Origin of the sequence: Aureimonas sp. AU12 (assembly GCF_001463705.1) — a bacterium.
Classification (GTDB): Bacteria; Pseudomonadota; Alphaproteobacteria; order Rhizobiales; family Rhizobiaceae; genus Aureimonas.
In genome coordinates this window covers 1-5,081 of record NZ_BBWH01000060.1, presented here as the reverse complement: position 1 = coordinate 5,081, position 5,081 = coordinate 1, and the positions used below count along the sequence as shown (strand labels likewise).

Sequence of the window (5,081 nt, the reverse complement as noted above, 5' to 3'; positions counted from 1 at the left end):
AGCGGATGAGAAAACGTCGCGAACCTCTCGAAACCCCATTGAATTCAATATGTTGGTCAAACCAACGAAAATCGTCTCTGGCGCTTTCACGATCAGGAGATGCCTGATCCCGCAGCACCGATGCGCGACCCTTGAGCAGTCAGCTGACAACTTGCGGGGTCGGAATCGCTCGATCCGATGCGTCGGCCCGTGGCCGATCCCGTGGATGCCGGCCCCTGCCCGGTCATTCGCAGGCCGCCTCTTCGGCTTGGCGGCGCTTGCGCACCAGAGCGGCCAGGACGGGGCTCAGCGAAAAGGCGCCGAGCCGGGCCCGAGCGGTCAGGTTGCGCAGATAGCCGCCGGGTGACTGGATGGCGGTGCCCCGCTGCAGGATGGCGGCGAGCGTGATGGTGGCCTGCGGACGTCCGAGGACGGTGCAGGCGGCCTCGAAGGCGCCCGGGCTGATGCCGAGCATCGGGCGCACGGTGACCGCGGCGGCTTCCAGCGTGCGCCAGTCCCGAATGAGGCCACCGGGGGCGTAGTCGGCGATGTCGGGACAGGCCTCCAGCACCAGCTCGAGCGGATAGATCCGGCGATCCGCAAGTCCGCCGCCCGTCGTCGCGGCCTCGTCCGGTGGACTTGCGGGGGGCGTGTCGTCCGGCAGGGGCTCGTCGCCCGGTTTCCCGTTCTTCTCGTTGCGGGTTTCAAGATCAAAGGAAGATTCTGGTTTTGAATCTTGTATGTGGTGCTCGATATGGGCGCCACTGGTGCTCATTTTGAGCGTTTTCGAGTGAAATTCCAGATGGTTGAGGATCTCCGCGGAGAGCCGGGACAACTCGGCCTCGCCGCGGACGAGATCGTCATGGGAGGCGCTTCTGGGAAGGCCGGCGACGAGGCCGCGAAAGCGCGCATGGACGAGCGTCCAGCCCTGCATGGGATCGTCCAGGCCGGCCTCCGCCGCGTCCAGGAGACTGCCGGCCACGGGAACGCTCTCCTCGAGGCCCACCGCGATCAGCTTGCCGATGTCGCGCCGGTAGAGGCTGATGCGCTCGCGCAGGCGTCGCAGCAGCCGCTGCTCCTCGAGGATCTCGCCGGCCATGCGCTCGAACTCGCCGGCGCGTGCCACGAGCGGAGCGAGATCGAAGCCGAAGGCGATCGCCACCTCGCCGTCGGCGCCCTTGCGGGCGTAGCGCTTGCCGTTCGGGCTGTCGCGCCGGTGCACGAGCCCGGCCTCGACCAGCATCCCCAGATGCCGGCGCAGCGTCGAGGGCGCCATGCCGTTGGCCCGCAGCGCCAGCGTCGCGTTGGAGGGGAAGACCACGAGCTGGCGGCCACCGAGAATGGCGTCGGCGTGAAAGGAGATGAGCGCGCTCAGCACCGTCAGCGCCCGCTCGCCGATGCCGAGGCGGCCCCTGGCGATCCGGATCCAGCTGTAGAGGTCCCATTTGTTGACGCCGGCGGAGACCGGGCGCTCGCGCGCCAGGCGACGCGCGTCGATCTGGGCGAGGGAGACGGAGCGGGCTCCGAAGGGCGTGGTGGCGATCGTGGGTTCCATGGTCGGCCTTGTGTGTAAGGCAACAGAAAACCACCCGCCGAAACCGGCATCCGTCTTGACAGATTTGCCAGAAGGCACCAATCTCCACGCTGCTACACGTTTTTTGGTGGATTGGGCCCTTTCGGACTTCGGTTTGGGAGGGTCTTTTCTTTTGCGCTACCCTTTTCTGGTTCTGGGTTGGGATGAGCCCTCCGGCTTGTCGGTGCCGAAGCTGGTCCGGTAGGATTCGACGAGCGAGGGCAGACGAAATTCCAGGTAAGCGGCGAAGGACTCGCCAAGGTCCGGATTGAGCGTCAGCCGCATGTTGCGACCCCGATAGATCATCGACGCGATGGGAACGCCGTCCCGGTCGAGAATCGAGCGTTCCGCCGCCGTGTTGTAGCTCCGGTGCCCGGTTGCGGCCTTGAGGATCTCGATGAAGCGATCGTCGCTGGGCATCTTGAGGAAATCCTCGTCGATCGCCCGCCGACGCAGCCGCCCCACGATGTAGTCGTCGCGGGCGATGGCGTTGGTCAGCGACTGCCAGCGCAGGCGCCCGATCTTCGGCGCCCGGCCGATCGCGTTGACGATTTCGGGCGGCACCGTGCGCGCCACCGTCAGGAGCTTGGACAGTTCGGGCTTGTCGACCGACAGCGCCCTCGAGCCGATCGTGCGCTCGTAGCCCGCCCGCTCCAGGCGCAGCGCGAACATGGCGCGCTCGATGAAGGTGAGATCCTCGCGGGCGGAGTTCTCCAGCCCCTGCGAGATCACCAGGTCCTCGTCGGAGAGGACGCGCACGACCGCGCGCACCGGCCGCCGCAGCGCGCGGGCGGCCCGGATGCGGCGATGGCCGTAGGCGGTCTGGTAGCGATCGGGATCGAGCGGATGCCGGCGCACGAGGACCGGCACCTCCTGCCCGCGCTCGGCGATCGAGCGGCAGAGAAGATCGAAGTTGGTGGAATCCTCGTCCTCGAACCGGTCGGAGATGGGCGAGGGATCGATGAGGCCGGGATCGAGATCGAGGACCACGGCGCCGCCGGCGATGAGATCGCGCAGGTCGTCGTTCTCGCGCTCGAAGCTGGTGAAGGAGTCGCGCATCGTGCGCACCGAGACGGCGGGAACACGCGTGGCGGCCGCCGCGGCCGCAGCCTCCGGCGTCTCTTCCGGCGGCTTGGCGGCGAACATCGAGGCGATATTGCGGGAGCGTTTGCTCATCGACCCCATACCTTCTTCATGAGCCTGAAGATCTCCAGGTTCACCCCGTCCACCGATGCGAGCGCCCGGTCGTAGGCGGTGCGCCCGACCGAGGCGCGATCGATCTCGTAGAGCGACTGCTTGGTGAGGCCGGCATTGGCGATCGCCGTCGATTTCCAGGCGGTTGCGCCGAGCACGTCCTCGCCGAAAAGCTGGCGCAGGAGCGCGACGATCTGGGTTTCCGGCCCGTCATTGGGATCGTGCCGGGTCACCACGTAGCGGATGAAGTCGAGATCGAGGCTGCCGCCCGCCTCCTCAACGACATGGAGGAGATCGGAGGTCATGAGCAGGAACTGGCTCATGGAGGCAAGGTCGACCATCTGGGGATGAATGGTGACGAGGAGGCCCGTGGCGGCGTTGAGCGCCCCGACGGTGAGGAAGCCGAGCTGGGGCGGGCAGTCGATCACCACGACGTCGTAGTCGTCGCCCACCTCGTCGATGGCGCTGCGCACGCGCCGGAAGAACAGCTCGCGCCCGCGCTTGGAGCGGTCCTGCATGGCGCGCGGCGTTTCGTGCTCGAACTCCATGAGCTCGAGATTGCCGGGCACGAGCGAGATGCCGTCGAAATAGGTGCGGCGCACCACCTCGCGCATCGGGCGCCGCTCGCCGTCGTAGCGGATGGCGCCGTAGAGCGTCTCGTTCGGGCCGATGTCGAATTCCGGCTGGTAGCCGAACAGGGCCGAGAGTGAGGCCTGCGGGTCGAGATCGATCGCCAGCACGCGCAGGCCCTGCAGGGCGAGGTACTGGGCAAGATAGAGCGAGGTGGTGGTCTTGGCCGAGCCGCCCTTGAAGTTGGCGACCGCGACGACCTGCAAGGCTTCGCCGGGAAGGCGCCGGTGCGAGAACCGGGTCACCTCGTGCAGGGGATTGAGGGCGAAGTGGTCGCGGAGTTCGTTCACCTGGCCGAGCCTATAGGCCCGGCGCCCATTGGAGGAGAGATCGGGGATAGGTCCGATGCCGTTGCTCGACATGTAGCGCAGGTGGTTGTCGGTGACGCCCAGCAGCCGGGCCACCTCCAGCGAGGTGAATGTGCGCAGGCTCTTCTGCGCCTTCGGCGGAAACATCGCCTCGCGCATCGCGCGCATCTGAGTGGACAGGATCTGCGCGTGCCGGGCGACGCGGTCGGAGGCCCGGAGCGGGCGCATGCCTACCTCACCCGGTCCGGAAGCTTGCGCGTCCGGGGTCTCGGCTTCAGGCTCCGACTGTGAGAGAACAGACTGGGGCAGCGCAGGCGTTCCAGATTCGGTCGATGAAAAATCCGCAGTTCGATTCTGCGGCTTTCGAAGCTTGCATGGCTTGGGCCGAGTCGGCAAGTGTTTCGAACCGGTTAAGAAAATCCAAGTTCTATAAAACAATCTTCGAAGATCGATTGTTGTCAACTGACAAGGTCGGCTCCTTTTCGAGCAACGGTGATTGAAACCCTTGGATTTCCGGCCCTGTCCCAAGCATCGTCTCGGGTTTTCCCGACTGTCAGGACACGGGAAGGGCGCCCGCGAAATCGCAAGTTTTCACGGACCGCGGCCTCTGCCAGGCCCATGGGAGCCCGTGCGACGGCGTGCGACCTGCCGGCACGGGTGTTCTTCTCGCGAATCAGGCGATGAGACCGCCTGCTCGATGGCGGGAGCGGCCTTGCCTGATCCTCGGCGTGCAACAGGCCGGGTGGCTCCTGCGAGCTCGGCGAGTTCCTCGGGGTCACGGCAGTCCGCCGCCTCGGTGACCCGAGATGCCTGAACCGCGGGAAGCGCTGCCCTTGTCAGATGTCGTGCGGCTCCAGCAGTTGAACCGCTCGGCCGGGATCCCCCGCACGGCGCGGTCGGTCCTCTTCGTCAGTCCTGCGGGTTTCGGGCAAGGAAGCGCGAGACGGTGGACCGCGAGACACGCAGGATCCGGGAGATCTCGAGATGGGTCCGGTTGTCGGCAGCGAGGCGCAGGGCTTCCTGGTGCTGGGCGCCTGTGATGAGGGGCTTTCGTCCCATCCGCCTGCCGGCGGCAACGGCGCGGGCGCGGCCTTCGGCGGTGCGCTCGAGGATGAGGGAGCGCTCGAACTCGGCGAGACCACCGAGGACGGTGAGGATCAGGCGCCCTTGGGGCGTCGAGGTGTCGGCCCATTGCTCGGCCAGCGACTTCAGACTGGCGCCGCGGGCCTCGATACGGGCGACGATGTTGTGGAGGTCTCGGGAGGATCGGGCAAGGCGATCGAGGCGGGTGACGATGAGCGTGTCGCCGGGACCGAGCGCGTCAAGGGCATTTTCGAGCTGGACGCGGTGGGTTCGGTGGCCTGGCGCGGTTTCCTGGAAAAGGGTGGTGCAGCCGG

General features: G+C 66.7%; 4 protein-coding genes. All 4 read right to left on the bottom strand.

Annotated features, from left to right (window positions below):
• Window positions 1-223: 223 nt before the first annotated feature.
• Window positions 224-1,534 (bottom strand): plasmid replication protein RepC, encoded by a 1,311-nt coding sequence (gene repC / locus AUL33_RS21290; RefSeq protein ID WP_062213318.1) that lies wholly within the window; start codon window positions 1,532-1,534, stop codon window positions 224-226.
• A 156-nt stretch (window positions 1,535-1,690) separates the two neighbouring features.
• A complete protein-coding gene (gene repB / locus AUL33_RS21285) occupies window positions 1,691-2,728 on the bottom strand; it encodes a plasmid partitioning protein RepB (RefSeq protein ID WP_062213321.1) in 1,038 nt (345 codons plus the stop codon).
• Window positions 2,725-3,912, bottom strand: coding sequence for a plasmid partitioning protein RepA (repA, locus tag AUL33_RS21280; protein WP_062213315.1), 1,188 nt, complete (start codon window positions 3,910-3,912; stop codon window positions 2,725-2,727). Before repA ends, repB begins: the two co-directional genes overlap by 4 nt.
• A 681-nt stretch (window positions 3,913-4,593) precedes the next feature.
• The coding region (locus tag AUL33_RS21275; RefSeq protein WP_062213312.1) for a recombinase family protein at window positions 4,594-5,081 on the bottom strand (488 nt) is incomplete at its 5' end.